Annotated in this window: 13 protein-coding genes; 9 read left to right on the top strand and 4 right to left on the bottom strand. The window is 63.8% G+C overall.

Features of this window, described 5'->3' with window-relative positions; translation table 11 throughout:
- The 3 genes from P7F60_RS16390 to P7F60_RS16380 all read left to right on the top strand — a co-directional run bounded on the left by P7F60_RS16390 (position 1) and on the right by P7F60_RS16380 (position 2,565).
- A complete protein-coding gene (locus P7F60_RS16390) occupies positions 1-483 on the top strand; it encodes a chemotaxis protein CheW (protein ID WP_277918801.1) in 483 nt (160 codons plus the stop codon).
- 103 nt (positions 484-586) lie between these two features.
- A complete protein-coding gene (locus P7F60_RS16385; RefSeq protein ID WP_277918800.1) occupies positions 587-1,441 on the top strand; it encodes a CheR family methyltransferase in 855 nt (284 codons plus the stop codon).
- A 41-nt stretch (positions 1,442-1,482) separates the two neighbouring features.
- The gene (locus P7F60_RS16380; protein ID WP_277918799.1) at positions 1,483-2,565 is read left to right on the top strand and encodes a chemotaxis response regulator protein-glutamate methylesterase; all 1,083 of its coding nucleotides are present in this window, start codon (positions 1,483-1,485) and stop codon (positions 2,563-2,565) included.
- 76 nt (positions 2,566-2,641) lie between these two features.
- Here P7F60_RS16380 and P7F60_RS16375 read toward each other — a convergent pair whose 3' ends face one another.
- From P7F60_RS16375 to P7F60_RS16365, 3 genes are all read right to left on the bottom strand, one after another.
- On the bottom strand, positions 2,642-3,097 hold the full coding sequence (locus P7F60_RS16375) for a host attachment family protein (RefSeq protein ID WP_277918798.1): 456 nt from the start codon (positions 3,095-3,097) through the stop codon (positions 2,642-2,644).
- A 105-nt stretch (positions 3,098-3,202) separates the two neighbouring features.
- A complete protein-coding gene (secD, locus tag P7F60_RS16370; RefSeq protein ID WP_277918797.1) occupies positions 3,203-5,725 on the bottom strand; it encodes a protein translocase subunit SecD in 2,523 nt (840 codons plus the stop codon).
- Between the two features lie 93 nt (positions 5,726-5,818).
- On the bottom strand, positions 5,819-6,223 hold the full coding sequence (locus tag P7F60_RS16365; RefSeq protein WP_277918796.1) for a hypothetical protein: 405 nt from the start codon (positions 6,221-6,223) through the stop codon (positions 5,819-5,821).
- 165 nt (positions 6,224-6,388) lie between these two features.
- Between P7F60_RS16365 and cueR the strand changes: the two genes are divergently transcribed.
- Positions 6,389-6,796: a Cu(I)-responsive transcriptional regulator gene (cueR, locus tag P7F60_RS16360; RefSeq protein WP_277918795.1), complete on the top strand. Its 408-nt coding sequence runs from the start codon at positions 6,389-6,391 to the stop codon at positions 6,794-6,796.
- A gap of 51 nt (positions 6,797-6,847) precedes the next feature.
- Here cueR and P7F60_RS16355 read toward each other — a convergent pair whose 3' ends face one another.
- On the bottom strand, positions 6,848-9,286 hold the full coding sequence (locus P7F60_RS16355; protein ID WP_277918794.1) for a heavy metal translocating P-type ATPase: 2,439 nt from the start codon (positions 9,284-9,286) through the stop codon (positions 6,848-6,850).
- Positions 9,287-9,461: 175 nt separating this feature from the next.
- Here P7F60_RS16355 and P7F60_RS16350 point away from each other — a divergent pair, with 175 nt between their 5' ends.
- The 5 genes from P7F60_RS16350 (at position 9,462) to kynA (ending at position 13,995) form a co-directional block, all read left to right on the top strand.
- Positions 9,462-9,659, top strand: coding sequence for a heavy-metal-associated domain-containing protein (locus tag P7F60_RS16350; RefSeq protein ID WP_277918793.1), 198 nt, complete (start codon positions 9,462-9,464; stop codon positions 9,657-9,659).
- 43 nt (positions 9,660-9,702) lie between these two features.
- Positions 9,703-10,068: a YbaN family protein gene (locus tag P7F60_RS16345; protein WP_277918792.1), complete on the top strand. Its 366-nt coding sequence runs from the start codon at positions 9,703-9,705 to the stop codon at positions 10,066-10,068.
- A gap of 275 nt (positions 10,069-10,343) precedes the next feature.
- Positions 10,344-11,972, top strand: coding sequence for a benzoate-CoA ligase family protein (locus P7F60_RS16340; RefSeq protein ID WP_277918791.1), 1,629 nt, complete (start codon positions 10,344-10,346; stop codon positions 11,970-11,972).
- The gene (gene kynU / locus P7F60_RS16335; protein ID WP_277918790.1) at positions 11,969-13,168 is read left to right on the top strand and encodes a kynureninase; all 1,200 of its coding nucleotides are present in this window, start codon (positions 11,969-11,971) and stop codon (positions 13,166-13,168) included. The genes P7F60_RS16340 and kynU overlap by 4 nt, the downstream gene beginning before the upstream one ends.
- Positions 13,165-13,995: a tryptophan 2,3-dioxygenase gene (kynA, locus tag P7F60_RS16330; protein WP_277918789.1), complete on the top strand. Its 831-nt coding sequence runs from the start codon at positions 13,165-13,167 to the stop codon at positions 13,993-13,995. The genes kynU and kynA overlap by 4 nt, the downstream gene beginning before the upstream one ends.
- The last annotated feature ends 19 nt before the right edge of the window (positions 13,996-14,014 follow it).

Raw genomic sequence — 14,014 nt, 5'->3', positions numbered from 1 at the left:
ATGGCCAACAATTCCGCAGAAGCCCAGTTCGTGACCTTTGCGCTCGGCGACGAAGTCTTCGCCGTGCCGGTCGAGGTGGTCCGGGAAATTCTCGACCATGAGGAAGCCTTCAAGATTCCCAACGGTCCCGATTACCTGCTGGGCCTGCGGGATGTGCGCGGCCAGGGCGTGCCGACCATCGACCTGCGCCTGAAGCTCGGCTTGTCGCGCATGGTGCCGACGCCGCACACGCGGGTGCTGGTGCTCGACATTCCGCTGGCCGAGCGCACCTTGACGCTCGGCATGGTCGCCGACCGGGTGTTCGAAGTGACGCCGTTCCGGCGTGACAAGATCGAGCCGGCGCCGGATATCGGCGCGCGCTGGCAGTCGGATTACATCGACGGCGTCGTGCGCCGCGACGACGGCTTCGTCGTCATCATCAACCTCGCCCGGCTGCTGTCGAGCGAGGATGCCGCGATCCTCGCCGCGCGCCGCGCGGCCTGAGCCGACTTCATGGCGCGCAAACGCGCGCCACCTCTTTGTTTTCCAGCATGGACGGGACAGGGTTTCGCGTGCCCGTCGATGCTTCAAGGGAGCGTCCGCGTTCATGAGTGCAGTCAGTCGCGTTCTCCAATCCGCCGACGACCGGATCAGCAAGCGCAATTTCGAGAAGCTGTCCGAATACATCTACAATTACAGCGGCATAAAGATGCCGGCGGCGAAGATCACCATGCTCGAGGGCCGGCTGCGCCGCCGCTTGCGTGCGACCGGCCATTCCAGCTTCGACGATTATTGCCATTTCCTGTTTCAGCAGGGCGGGCTGGAGAGCGAGGCGATCTACCTGATCGACGCGGTCACCACCAACAAGACCGATTTCTTCCGCGAGCCAAACCACTTCGCCTTCATGAAGAACCAGGCGTTGCCGGAGTTGGTCGGCAACGGCGTCTATGACATCCGCGCCTGGAGTGCTGCCTGCTCCATCGGCGCCGAGCCCTATACCATGGCGATGGTAATGGACGATTTCATCGATGGCCGCTCCGGCCTCAGCTACGGCATCGTAGCCACCGATCTCAGCACCGAAGTCCTCGATGTCGCAAGGCGCGGCATCTATACCGCCGACATGGTCGTGCCGGTGCCCACCCCCTTGCGCAACCGCTATGTGATGCCGGCGCTGGATGCGACGCGTCGCGAGGTGCGCATCGTGCCGGGCCTGCGTGCCCGCGTCGGCTTCGGGCGCATGAACCTGATGGATCCGGCCTATCCGATCCGCAGCAAGATGCATCTGATCTTCTGCCGCAACGTGCTGATCTATTTCGACAAGAAGACCCAGACGGGCGTGCTGCAGCGGCTGTGCGACTGCCTGGAAAAGGGCGGCTTCCTGTTCATCGGCCATTCCGAGTCGATCACCGGTATAGACTTGCCCCTCCGGCAGGTCGGCAATACGGTCTTCCAGCGGCTCTGAGCATGTCGCGCAAAACTGTCCAGCGGTAGCGAAGAAACGCCATGAAAAAAATCCGTGTCCTCATCATCGACGATTCCGCCAGTGTCCGCCAGACGCTGACCCGGGTGCTGGAGGAGGATCCGGAAATCGAGGTCATTGCCGCCGCGACCGACCCGTTCATGGCGGCGCGCAAGATTCGCGAGGAAATCCCCGACGTCATCACCCTCGACGTGGAGATGCCGGGTATGGACGGCATCACTTTCCTGCGCAAGCTGATGGCGCAGAAGCCGATCCCCGTCGTCATGTGCTCTTCGCTGACCGAGGAAGGGTCCGAAACATTGATGCAAGCGCTCGAGGCGGGCGCCGTCGACATCATCCTGAAGCCGAAGATCGGCGCGGCCGATCATCTGGCCGAATCCGCCGAGCGCATCCGCAATGCCGTCAAGGCGGCCTCGAAGGCACGGTTGTCGAATGTCCGGCTTCCGGTGCTTGGCGACAAGGTGCGCCCGCAGGCCAAGCTGACCGCCGATGCGGTGCTGCCGCCGCCGACCGGCCGGGCGATGGCCAAGACGACGGAAATGGTGGTCTGCATCGGCGCATCGACGGGCGGGACGGAGGCGTTGCGCGAGGTTCTCGAAGCCCTGCCGGCCAATGCGCCCGGCATCGTCATCGTCCAGCACATGCCGGAAAAGTTCACTGCCGCCTTTGCCCGGCGGCTGAATTCGCTTTGTGAAGTCGAGGTGAAGGAAGCGGCGGACGGCGATGCCGTGTTGCGCGGCCATGTTCTGATCGCGCCCGGCGACAGGCATATGCTGCTGGAGCGACAGGGAGCGCGTTACCATGTCTCGGTCCGCACCGGCCCGCTGGTCTCCCGCCACCGTCCCTCGGTGGACGTGCTGTTCCGCTCGGCGGCGCGGGCGGCGGGTTCGAATGCCATGGGTATCATCATGACCGGCATGGGCGACGACGGCGCCCGCGGCATGGACGAGATGCGGCAGGCAGGCGCCTATACGGTGGCGCAGGACGAGTCGAGTTCGGTGGTTTTCGGCATGCCGAAGGAGGCGATCGCGCGCGGCGGCGTGGCGAGAATCCTGCCGCTGGACCAGCTCGCGCGCGAAATCATGCTGGCGCATTCGAAATTCTAGAGCATTTCATCGTCTTGCCTTGCCGCATTATCCGAGGCCGAAGCGATCACGTTTCGGCCGGAAACGCCCCGGACGGTCAGGCCGCCAGCTTCAGCAGGTTGCGCTCGATGTCGGGCACCGGCATCTGGGTATAGTCCTTGGCGATTTCGGCGGTGATCGCCTTGCGGGCATTGGCGGGAAGAGCGTTGCGCAGGTAGCCGAGCGCCTGGGGCGGTGCGACGAGGACCATGGTGCCGGGCTGGTGTTCCTCGACGATCCTGCCGATCCTTTCGGCGATCCCGGACAGGAAATCCTCTTCCGCCAGCATATGCCAGTCGGTCTGTTCCATGGCGCTGCGGGCGGTGCCTGGCGGATTGTTGGCGCGGCCCGGCCTGTCGGTGCCGAGTTCGCTGGTCTTTTCGTCCGGCTGCGTGACGGTTTCCACCACCTGCAGGTTCATGAGATCGGCATCGCCTTCGTTGCGCAGGATGAGCGCTTTCGCGCCGTCGCAGACGATGATCCAGGATTTTCGGGGGATGCGAATGGGCGCCAAGATCGTTCCTCCTTTTGCTGAATAAGCGCCCGCATAGGGGCGCCATCGATCCTGGAAAGAACGCGGCAGGGCCGGAACTGTTCCCGGCCCTGCCATGTGCGAGGGTTAAACCGCCGCCTCTTCAGGCGTGTTGTTGGTCTCCTTGCTGCGCTTGGCGCGCGAGCGGCGCCAGTCGCCGAGGAACAGCAGGATCGGCGCGGCGATGAACACCGATGACGAGGCAGCGACGAAAATGCCGAACACCATCGGCACCGCGAAGCTTTCCACCGCGCTGCCGCCCCAGATTGCCATCGGCAGCATGGCGAGGAAGGCGGTCGAGGAGGTGTAGAGGCTTCGGCCCAGCGTTTCGTTGATCGACAGGTCGATCAGTTCGCGCAGCGGCATCGACTTGTAGAGGCGCATGTTTTCGCGCATGCGGTCATAGACCACCACCTTGTCGTTCACCGAATAACCGACCAGCGTCAGCAATGCGGCAATCGCCGTGAGGTTGAAGTCGAGGCCGGTCAGCGCGAAGAAGCCGATGGTCTTGGTCACGTCCAGCACCAGCGTGGCGATGGCGCCGACCGCGAACGGCCATTCGAAGCGCCACCAGATATAGGCGAGCATCGCCAGGCTGGCGAGCACGACAGAGAGCACGCCGGCCATTGCCAGCTCGCCGCTGACCTTCGGGCCGACGACTTCGGTGCGCTCGACCTTGGCGGACGGGTCGATCTGGGCAACTTCGGCCTTCAGGTGTTCGACGGCTGCCGTCTGGGCTTCCTCGCCGCCGGGCTGGCGTTCGACGCGGACGAGCATGTGGTTGGGGTCGCCGAACTCCTGGAGCGCGACTTCCCCGAGACCGAGCGCATCGAGGCCAGCGCGGAATTTCGCGAGATCCGCCGGCTGCTGCGTCACGACTTCCATCTGGATGCCGCCGCGGAAGTCGACGCCGTAATTGAGGCCCGGCTTGATGAACAGGATGATCGAGGTGATCGACAGCACGGCCGAGAGGCCGATGCCGAAGAAGCGCGCATTCATGAAGTTGATGCGCGTGCCGTCCGGAATCAGATGGAAGGGCAGCAACGGCTTGATGTCGATCTTCTTCAGCTTGTAGCGGCCGGCGATGAAGATCATGATGACGCGGACGACGGAAACGGCCGTGAACATCGAGATGGCGATGCCCAGACCCATGGTGACGGCGAAGCCGCGCACCGGACCGGATCCGAACCAGAACAGCAGCACCGTCGCGATCAGCGTCGTGACGTTACTGTCGACGATGGTGGAGTAAGCGCGGGCAAAGCCCGAATCGATGGCGGCGAAGGTGGATTTGCCCTTTCGGGTTTCTTCCTTGATGCGTTCGTTGATGAGAACGTTGGCGTCGACCGCAAGGCCGATGCCGAGCACGATGCCGGCGATGCCCGGTAGCGTCAGGGTCGCCCCGATCAGCGTCAGGCCGGCAAAGGTCAGGATGATGTTCAGCATCAGCGCGAAGTTGGCGAGAATGCCCCAGGCGCCATAGAGGATGAAGATGAATCCGACGACCAGCGCAAAGCCGATCAGGCCGGCATAAACGCCCTTGCGGATGGCGTCGCCGCCGAGATCGGCGCCGACAGTGCGTTCCTCGATGACGGTGAGCTTCGCAGGCAGGGCGCCGGCGCGCAGCAGGGCGGCCAGCGTGTTGGCGCTCGCCACCGAGAAATTGCCGGAAATCTGGCCGGAACCGCCGGTGATCGGCTCACGGATGACGGGCGCGCTCAGCACCTTGTCGTCGAGGACGATGGCGAAGGGGCGGCCGACATTGGCGCGGGTGATGTCGGCGAAGCGCACGGCGCCGGCATTGTCGAAGCGGAAGGAGACGATCGGCTCGCGGGTGTTCGGCTCGAAGCCGACGCGGGCGTCCGACAGGCGGTCGCCGGAAAGCTCGACGCGGTCGACGACCGGATAGCTGTTGCCTTCCTCGTCCTTCAGCACGGTGACGCCGCGGTCGCCGGCATTGCCCAGCAGATGGAAGCTCATCTTGGCGGTGGAGCCGAGCAGCTTGCGCAGCTGCGACGGATCCTCGGCGCCCGGAAGCTGGACGAGGACGCGGTTGCCGCCGACGCGCTGGATGGTCGGTTCGGACACGCCGACTTGGTCGACGCGCTGGCGGATGATTTCCAGGCTCTGCTCGACGGCGGCGCTGATATTGTGTTCGAGGCCGGCCGGCGTCATGGCGATCTTCACGCCTGCATCGCCTTCGGCGGTGACGGCGAGATCGCTCTGGCCGGCAGTCAGGCCGATGCCGACGGGATTGGCGAGCTTCTGAAGCTCGGTGATCGCCGCGTCACGCTGGCCGGGATCGGTCAGCGTCACCAGCAGATAATCCTGCACGCGGCGGATCGAGGAATTGCCGATATTGGCATCGCGCAGCACGCGGCGCGAATCCTGGATGAGGCTCTGCAGCCGCTCCTTGGTCAGGTCGGCGGCATCGACCTCGAGCACGAGATGCGAACCGCCGCGCAGGTCGAGGCCGAGCGAGACCTGGTTGTGCGGCAGCCAGCTCGGCAGCCTGGCAAGCGTGTCCTTCGACAGCACGTTCGGCAGCGCCACGAGGATGCCGATCAGGATGATGATGATATAGCTGGTGACAAGCCAGCGTGAATTGCGCATGTGTCTGGTCCTTGCGGAAAAGAAAAAAGCAACGGCAAGCGCCGCGCGAAATCCGGCCAGGCCGGAATGGCGTTGCGGAAACGCACAAGAAGATCAGGCCGGCGGCCCGCGCGGCAGGCGGTCGCGTCGAGCGGGCAGCGGCAAGGCCTGCGGTTCAACCGGCAGGAGCCGTGCGGCGGTAAAATAGGGCGATGGCAGAGCGCGGATCGCCGTCAATCCCCAGCCGTCGCCTGTCCAGACCGTCTGTGGCGGGTCCTTGCGCTCGATGATCGGCGTGGCGCGATTGCTGTCGCGGTTTCCGGCATAGAGCGTCTGGCCGGGCTTTTCAGCGCCCATGGCGCCGGCGCGTCCCAGCGTCAGAACCTGGGCATGTCCAAGCGAAAAACTGACGAGCGCGAACAGGAACAGCAGGCAGCCGGAGAGCAGCGGCGACAGCCGCCGGCACGCGGCCGCTTGCGCGGCACGGCTGTGCGTCAGGCTATGTCTGCTCTGGCTCACTTTCGGCGCATCTCCGGTTCCGGCGCGAAAAAATCCCTCGTCGCATATACGTTTCGGACCCGCAGGGCAAGCAGTCGGCCAGGATTGCCGTTGGGCCGCGCTTGCAAGCGCGGCCACTTCGCCCCACATTGACGGTCACGACCATGTGCATGACGAGGCGAGAGCATGAATATCGGGGCGGCATCTCGTCGATCCGGCCTGCCGGCGAAGACGATACGATATTACGAGGAAATCGGCCTTATTGCGGCCGACCGGGCGCAAAACGGCTATCGCGATTATTCCGATATGCACATCGGCCGGCTGCAATTCCTGCATCGCTCGCGCAACCTCGGCTTTTCCGTCGAGGAATGTCGCCAGCTTCTGTCACTCTACGACGACAAGCAGCGCGCCAGCGCCGAGGTGAAGGCAATCGCCGAGACGAAGCTTGCCGATATCGACCGCAAGCTCAAGGAATTGTCGAGCCTGCGCGAGGCGCTGACCCATCTGGTCGCCCATTGCCATGGCGACGACCGCCCGGATTGCCCGATCATAGACGAGCTTTCCGGGCAGATCCGGTGCCAGAACGGAGCATGATCCCAAACAGTGTGAAGCGGTTCTTGGATAGGATCATGCGATCTCGAAGAATCATTTCAGTTGTTTGAGGCGCATGGCGTTGGCGAGAACGAAGACGCTCGACATCGCCATGGCTCCGGCAGCCAGCATCGGCGACAGCGTCCAGCCGGTGAGGCCGGAAAAGGCGCCTGCGGCGACGGGGATCAGCACGATATTGTAGGCGAAGGCCCAGAACAGGTTTTGGGCGATGTTGCGCATCGTCGCTTTTGAGACGGCGATGGCGCGGGCGACGCCCTGAAGGTCGCCAGACATCAGCACGACGTCGGCGCTTTCGATGGCGATATCCGTGCCTGTGCCGATGGCAAGGCCGACGGAGGCTTCGGCCAAGGCCGGCGCATCGTTGATGCCGTCGCCGACGAAGACGACCGGACCGGCGCGGCCGGCGATTTCGCGGATCGCATCCACCTTGCCGCCGGGCAGAACCTCGGCCACTACCGTATCGATGCCAAGCGGGCCGGCGACGGCTTGTGCCGTGCGGCTGTTGTCACCGGTCAGCATGGCGACGCCGAGACCGAGATCGTGCAGGCGGCGGATGGCGTCCGGCGTCGTCTCCTTGACCGGATCGGAAACGCAGACAAGCGCCGCAAGCCGGCCGTCGATGGCGACATAGAGCGGCGTGCGCCCCGCCTCCCCTGCCCGCGCGGCTTCGTCGCGCAAGGCGGCGGGGTCGATGCCGCGCCCGGTCATGAAGCGGTCGGCGCCAACGAGCACGGCATGGCCGTCGACTGTGGCGACGATACCGAGCCCAGTTTCGGTGTGGAAATCGGTTGCCGGAGACAGGGCAAGGCGTTGCCCGGTCGCAGCCATGACGATGGCGGCGGCGACCGGATGTTCGGAACGCGCTTCGGCCGAGGCCGTCAGCCGCAGGATTTCGTCGCGCTCGAAACCCGGCAGGGGGATGAGATCGGTGAGTTCCGGATGGCCCTTGGTCAGGGTGCCGGTCTTGTCCAGCGCGACGGTGCGGGCGTCCTTCAGCGTTTGCAGGGCTTCGCCGCGGCGGAACAGAATGCCCATTTCGGCGGCGCGGCCGGTCGCCACCATGATCGAGGCCGGCGTCGCAAGGCCCATGGCGCAGGGGCAGGCGATGATCAGCACCGAAACGGCATGGACCAGCGCGACGCCAAAAGCGTTTTCCGGACCGGCGAGCATCCATGCCACAAAGGTCAGCAGCGCGACGCCGATGACCACGGGCACGAAGACCGCCGTCACCCGGTCGAGCAGCGATTGGATCGGCAGTTTTGCGCCTTGCGCCTGCTCGACCATGCGCACGATCTGCGCCAGTAGCGTTTCCGCGCCGACCTTTGTCGCCCTGTAGCGCAGGCTGCCCTGGCCGTTGATGGTGCCGGCGAGCAGGGCCGAACCTTCCCGCTTTTCGACCGGGATCGGCTCGCCCGAAATCATCGATTCATCGATATGCGAATGGCCGTCGAGGACGGTCCCATCCACGGCGATGCGCTCGCCGGGACGCGCTTCGAGCATATCGCCCGCCATCACCTCGTCGACAGGCACGTCCACAAAGGTGCCGTCGCGCGCGACGCGGGCGGTGCGCGGGCTGAGATCCAGCAGCTTGCGGATGGCATCGCCCGCCTGCCCCTTGGCGCGGGCTTCGAGATAGCGGCCGAACAGGACGAGGGTGACGATGACGGCGGCGGATTCGAAATAGACATTCGCCGTGCCGGCCGGCATCAATTGCGGAAAGAAGGTGGCAACGGTCGAATAGGCCCAGGCGGCGGTCGAACCGATGGCGACAAGCGAATTCATGTCGGGGGCCAGCCGTAGCAATGCCGGAATGCCGTGACGATAGAAGCGCAGGCCTGGGCCGAACTGCACCAGTGTCGCGAGCAGGAACGAGATCACATAGATCGTCTGCTGCCCGAAGGTCATGGCCAGCCAATGGTGAAAGGACATGAAGAGGTGCGAGCCCATTTCGAGCACGAAGACAGGCGCGGTCAGGATCGCCGCGACGATGGCGTCACGGCGCAGCGCCGCCAGGTGCCGGTCGCGGTTCTCCGTCCCGGCGTCGGCGGCCTTGGTGACCAGTCGCGCTTGATAACCGGCCTTGCGCACGGCGGCGATCAATGCACCGGCCGGCAGCGTGCCGAGGCCTTCGACATGGGCGCGCTCGCTGGCGAGATTGACGCTTGCCGCCGAAACACCTGGTACGTCGTTCAGCGCCTTTTCCACCCGGCGTACGCAGGAGGCGCAGGTCATGCCCTCGATTTCCAGATCCACCACGCTTGCCGGCACATCATAGCCCGCCTTGCGGATCGCCTCGACCACCGGCGTCATTTCTGCCGACGGCACCAGGCTCACCTCAGCCGATTCGGTGGCAAGGTTCACGGACACCTCTTTTACGTCCGGCAGCTTGCGAATGGCGTTTTCGACCCGGCGCACGCAGGAGGCGCAGGTCATGCCTTCGACGGGAAGGTTGATGCGTTTCAGAGCCGTCATGCTTCTGGTCCTCACTCGGTATTTTTCCAATTGGCATGGGTCTAGACCTTCCAGTCACGGGAAGGTCAATGGCATTTTTGATGCTTCTGAATTTTCCGCAAACAGGATTGACCTTCCAGTGGCAGGAAGCTTCATAAGGATGGCGCCCTGTTATTCCAGAAGATGCGAGGAAGCCATGCTGACACTTTCCGTTCCCGACATGTCCTGCGGCCACTGCGTCAAGGCGATCACCGAAGCCGTCAAGGAGGTCGACACCGCCGCCACCGTCTCCACCGATCTGGCGACCAGGACGGTGCGCATCGAAACCCTTGCCGAAAGCGCGAAAATTCTTAAGTCTCTGGACGATGCCGGCTATCCGGCAACGCTTGGATAACCGGTCCCGGAGCCGGAGAAAGGTCTGGCGCCCGGCGCCTTTCATGCGGTTCGTCTATCTCGCTTTCGGTTGGTCGATGGTCGTCGTCGGCATCATCGGCGCCTTCCTGCCTGTGTTGCCGACGACGCCGTTTCTTTTGCTGGCGGCCTGGGCTTTCGCCCGCTCGTCGCCACGCCTCGAAGCCTGGTTGCTCGACCACAGGATCTTCGGCCCACCCTTGCGCGACTGGAGAGAGCGCGGCGCGATCAGCCGCAGGGCGAAGACGATGGCCTGCCTGCTGATGGCGGCAAGCTATGCCGCCTACTGGTTCGGCCGCCATCCCGGCCCACTGGCTGCGATCCTGGTTGCGCTTCTCATGGCCGGCAGCGCTACCTTCATTCTGACGCGACCGGACGAGCGCAACCGCTAAAGCGCGTCGTGATTTTCCGGATTCGCTCCTTGTGCTTCAGGTCTTTTATTTTCGCATGTCGTTGTCGCAAAGCCGCTGCACACTTTTGCGCGACATGTTTTAGCGCAGGCGTTTCGCCAACAAATGACGTCGGATCGATAAATATTTTAAACTTGAAATAGATTTCGGCTGGTGTAACCTGCGCCCATAGGGAACAGAGTATTGGCAGTCGTCGGACGCAAGCCGCACAAGCGGTTCCGGCCGGGATTGCCCCATAAAAAGGGGAACGATCAACCATGTTGAGCCCTTCGGCGCATGTCGACACTTTCACGCGCGATAACCTTCCGCCACGCGAGGAATGGCCGGAATTCCTCCTCGACGGTTATGACTATCCGGATTATCTGAACGCCGCCGTCGAATTCACCGACCGCATGGTAGACAAGGGTTTCGGCGACAAGACAGCCCTGATCGGCAACGGTCGCCGCCGCACCTACAAGGAGCTGACGGACTGGAGCAACCGGCTCGCTCATGCTCTGGTCGAGGATTACGGCGTCAAGCCGGGCAACCGCATCCTGATCCGCTCGGCCAACAATCCGGCGATGATCGCCTGCTGGCTGGCCGCGACCAAGGCGGGCGCCGTCGTCGTCAACACCATGCCGATGCTGCGTGCCGGCGAACTCAAGAAGATCATCGACAAGGCCGAAATCAGCCTTGCGCTGTGCGATACGCGCATCATCGAGGAACTGGTGCTTTGCGCCAAGGACAGCGACTTCCTCAAGCAGGTCGTCGGCTTCGATGGCAGCGCCAATCACGACGCCGAACTGGATCGGATCGCGCTCGACAAGCCGGTGAAATTCGAGGCGGTGAAGACCGGCCGCGACGATGTCGCCCTGCTCGGCTTCACCTCGGGGACAACCGGCGTGCCGAAGGCGACGATGCATTTCCATCGCGACCTTCTGATCATCGCCGACGCCTATGCCAAGGACGTGCTGAACGTGCAGCCGGACGACGTGTTCGTCGGTTCGCCGCCGATCGCCTTCACCTTCGGCCTCGGGGGGCTGGCGATTTTCCCGTTGCGCTTCGGCGCTGCGGCCGCCCTGCTGGAGCAGGCGACGCCGCCGAACATGGTCAAGATCATCGAGACCTACAAGGCGACGATCAGCTTCACGGCCCCTACCGCCTATCGCGCCATGCTGGCGGCGATGGATCAGGGTGCCGATCTCTCGTCGCTGCGCATCGCCGTCTCGGCCGGCGAGACGCTGCCGCCGCCCGTCTATGACAGCTGGGTGGAAAAGACCGGCAAGCCGATCCTCGACGGAATCGGCTCCACCGAAATGCTGCATGTCTTCATTTCCAACCGCCTGGATGACCGCGCCGCCGGCTCCACCGGCCTGCCGGTCAAGGGTTATGAAGCCTGCATCGTCGACGACCAGATGAACGAGGTGCCGCGCGGCACGATCGGCAAGCTGGCGGTGCGTGGTCCCACCGGCTGCCGTTACCTCGCCGACGAGCGCCAGAAGGACTACGTCAAGCAGGGCTGGAACCTGACGGGCGATGCCTTCTACCAGGACGAGGACGGCCATTTCCATTTCGCCGCCCGCGCCGACGACATGATCATCTCCGCCGGCTATAATATTGCCGGGCCGGAGGTGGAGGCGGCACTGCTTGCCCATGACGACGTCGCCGAATGCGCCGTCATCGGCATGGCCGACGAGGCGCGCGGGCAGATCGTCGCCGCTTACGTGGTGCTGGTTCCGGGCGTTTCTGGCGACGAGGTGATGACGCTGAAGCTGCAGGCCCATGTCAAGGCCACTATCGCCCCCTATAAGTATCCGCGGGCGATCCACTATGTCGACAGCCTGCCGAAGACCGAAACCGGCAAGATCCAGCGCTTCCAGTTGAGAAAGAACGCGACCGCATCATGACCGATATTTTCCAACGCACCAAGGCTCTGTTCGAGATCCCCGAAGGGGTGATCTATCTGGACGGCAATTCGCTTGGACCGCTGACAACCTCCGTGCGCACCCGCCTGGCGAGCGAAATCAAGGACAACTGGGGTAATCAGTTGATCCGCGCCTGGAACACAGCCGGCTGGATCGACCTGCCCAATCGCGTCGGTGACCGCATCGGCCGGCTGGTCGGCGCCCCCGCCGGCTCGGTCATCGCGGCCGATTCCACCTCCGTCAACCTGTTCAAGGCGCTGACGGCGGCCTTGTCGCTGGCCGGTGACGGCCGTCGGACGATCCTGTCGGATCGCGGCAATTTCCCGAGCGACCTCTATATTGCCGACGGCGTCATCCGCACCGTCGACAAAGGGCACAGCCTGAAGGTCGTCGCCCCCGAAGAGGTGGAGGCCGCTATTGACGACAGCGTCGCCGTGCTGATGCTGACCGAGGTCGATTACGCGACCGGGCGGCTGCATGACATGAAGGCGCTGACCGCGAAGGCAAAGGCCGCTGGCGTCGTCACCATCTGGGATCTCGCCCATTCGGCCGGCGCCATTCCCGTCGATCTCACCGGCGCCGGTGCGGATTTCGCCATTGGTTGCGGCTATAAATACCTGAACGGCGGCCCCGGAGCCCCGGCCTTCATCTATGTCCGCCCGGACCTGCAGGACAAGGTGCAGCCGGCCATTTCCGGTTGGCTCGGCCATGAGGCGCCGTTCCTGTTCGATCTCGACTACCGCCCCGGCGCGTCCATCGAGCGCATGCGCGCCGGCACGCCGCCGATGTTGTCGATGCTGGCGCTCGAAGCCGGCCTCGATGCATGGGACGGCGTCGACATGCAGGCGGTGCGTGAACGCTCGATTGCGCTCTGCGACCTGTTCATTGAGGAAGTCGAGGCGCGCTGCCCGGATCTGGTGCTCGCCTCGCCGCGGGACGGTCTGAGGCGCGGCTCGCAGGTTTCCTTCCGCCACCGCGAAGGCTATGCCGTCATGCAGGCGCTGATCGCCAACAATGTCATCGGCGATTTCCGCGCGCCCGATATCATCCGCTTCGGCTTCACGCCGCTCTATATCGGTTTCGAAGAGGTGAAGGCCGCCGCCGCCGTTCTGGAGCGCGTTATAAAAGAAGAGCTTTGGAACCGTCCCGAATTCCTGAAGAAGAGCAAGGTGACATGACCGGCCGCGATCCCCACCCCGATGGCGCGGAACTGAATTTCCGCGAAAAAATGTCCTATTCGGACTATCTCAGGCTCGACAAGGTGCTGGATGCCCAGTCGCCGTTGTCAGATGCCCATGACGAACCGCTGTTCATCATCCAGCACCAGACCTCGGAATTGTGGATGAAACTGGCGATCCACGAGATCCGCGCCGCCTGTCGGGCGGTGCGCGCCGACGAATTGCAGCCGGCCTTCAAGATGCTGACCCGCGTCGCGCGTATCTTCGAACAGCTCAATAGCGCCTGGGACGTGCTGCGCACGATGACGCCGAGCGAATACACCACGTTTCGCGATGCGCTCGGCCAGTCCTCCGGATTCCAGTCGTGGCAATATCGCGCCATCGAATTCCTGGCTGGCAACCGCAACCTGGTGATGCTGAAGCCGCATGAGCACGACGCCGGCATCACCGAAAAGCTTCAGGCGATCCTCGACCAGCCGAGCCTCTATCAGGAAGCTCTGATGCTGCTCGGCCGCAACGGCTTCGACATTCCGGCGGAAGCCATAGGCACGATCGGCAGCACCCGCGAGGAAAGCGAAACCGTATTGTCGGCCTGGCGCGAAGTCTATCGCGACCCGACCAAATACTGGGCGCTTTATGAACTCGCTGAAAAGCTGATCGACTTCGAGGATTATTTCCGCCGCTGGCGCTTCAACCACGTCACCACGGTCGAACGCATCATCGGCCTCAAGCGCGGCACCGGCGGCACAGCCGGCGTCTCCTACCTGCGGCGGATGCTGGAGGTGGAGTTGTTCCCGGAACTATGGAAGGTTCGCACGGTTCTATAAAAAAGGGAGGGCAATGCCC

Source organism: Rhizobium sp. YJ-22 (genome assembly GCF_029601685.1).
Lineage (GTDB): Bacteria > Pseudomonadota > Alphaproteobacteria > Rhizobiales > Rhizobiaceae > Metarhizobium.
The sequence above is the reverse complement of the archived record's forward strand: the minus strand, read 5'-3'. Positions and strand labels throughout refer to the sequence as shown.

What these genes read in the sequence shown, in the direction of transcription:
- kynA (WP_277918789.1), top strand. Translation starts at nt 13,165, where the DNA reads ATGACCGGCCGCGATCCCCACCCCGATGGCGCGGAACTGAATTTCCGC.
- P7F60_RS16355 (WP_277918794.1), bottom strand. Translation starts at nt 9,286, where the DNA reads ATGACGGCTCTGAAACGCATCAACCTTCCCGTCGAAGGCATGACCTGC.
- P7F60_RS16390 (WP_277918801.1), top strand. Translation starts at nt 1, where the DNA reads ATGGCCAACAATTCCGCAGAAGCCCAGTTCGTGACCTTTGCGCTCGGC.
- cueR (WP_277918795.1), top strand. Translation starts at nt 6,389, where the DNA reads ATGAATATCGGGGCGGCATCTCGTCGATCCGGCCTGCCGGCGAAGACG.
- P7F60_RS16340 (WP_277918791.1), top strand. Translation starts at nt 10,344, where the DNA reads ATGTTGAGCCCTTCGGCGCATGTCGACACTTTCACGCGCGATAACCTT.
- secD (WP_277918797.1), bottom strand. Translation starts at nt 5,725, where the DNA reads ATGCGCAATTCACGCTGGCTTGTCACCAGCTATATCATCATCATCCTG.
- P7F60_RS16380 (WP_277918799.1), top strand. Translation starts at nt 1,483, where the DNA reads ATGAAAAAAATCCGTGTCCTCATCATCGACGATTCCGCCAGTGTCCGC.
- kynU (WP_277918790.1), top strand. Translation starts at nt 11,969, where the DNA reads ATGACCGATATTTTCCAACGCACCAAGGCTCTGTTCGAGATCCCCGAA.
- P7F60_RS16345 (WP_277918792.1), top strand. Translation starts at nt 9,703, where the DNA reads ATGCGGTTCGTCTATCTCGCTTTCGGTTGGTCGATGGTCGTCGTCGGC.
- P7F60_RS16385 (WP_277918800.1), top strand. Translation starts at nt 587, where the DNA reads ATGAGTGCAGTCAGTCGCGTTCTCCAATCCGCCGACGACCGGATCAGC.
- P7F60_RS16350 (WP_277918793.1), top strand. Translation starts at nt 9,462, where the DNA reads ATGCTGACACTTTCCGTTCCCGACATGTCCTGCGGCCACTGCGTCAAG.